This window comes from Protofrankia sp. Cr1 (assembly GCF_963555865.1).
Lineage (GTDB): Bacteria > Actinomycetota > Actinomycetes > Frankiales > Frankiaceae > Protofrankia.
Genome location: NZ_CAUVXO010000608.1, coordinates 1,837 through 2,545, shown reverse-complemented (window position 1 = coordinate 2,545; position 709 = coordinate 1,837). Strand labels below are relative to the sequence as shown.

Here is a 709-nt window from a genome sequence, read left to right as displayed (position 1 = left end):
GGTTCCGCCGGTCTCCCAGGTCCGGTCGGCCCAGAGCCGGGCGGTGTTGTCGCCGCCGCCGACCGCGAGGCTGCGGCTGTCCGCGCTCAGCGCGACACCGCTTGCCGGCCCGGTCACCGCCGGGCTGAGTTCGGCGGCCAGGGTCGGCTTGCCGCGGTCGCTGAGATCCCACAGCCGGACCCGGCCGTCGGCGTCGACCTCGGCGAGGGTCCGGCCACGGGCGTCCCAGGCGACATCGATCACCGTCGCGCCGCGTTGTGGCAGCGACACCGCGGATGACGCGACGAATGACGCGACCATGGCGCGCCGTGCCTGGGTCGTCGGGGCGATCCGGTATGCGGCGACGGCGAGTTGGCCGGCCAGCTCTGGGTCGCGCTGACGCTGTGTGTCCGCGTTGCCGGCAAGCTGCCGGGATACCGCGGCTCGGTCCACGCCCGTCGGACCGCTGTTTCGGCCCGCGGTTGCGACGGCCAGGACGGACGCCGTCGCAACCGCCGCCGTGAGACAGCTGAGCAGGACAAGCCCGCGTCGGCCCAGGCGCCGGCGGCGTGGGGTGGGCGTGACGGGGGCGGCCATTCGTCGGGCTGGCATTGATCCGGCTGGCATTGATCCGGCTGGCATGGACCTCGCCGGCATGGACCCCGCCGGCGCCGGCGATACCGCGGGGTACGGCGAGACCGGTACCGGCGAGACCGATACCGGTCGCGGC

General features: G+C 74.8%; 1 pseudogene. It reads right to left on the bottom strand.

Going from position 1 to position 709, the window contains the following annotated elements:
• Positions 1–432: pseudogene (locus U9980_RS26630) on the bottom strand (hypothetical protein); the annotation flags it as partial.
• Positions 433–709 lie beyond the last annotated feature (277 nt).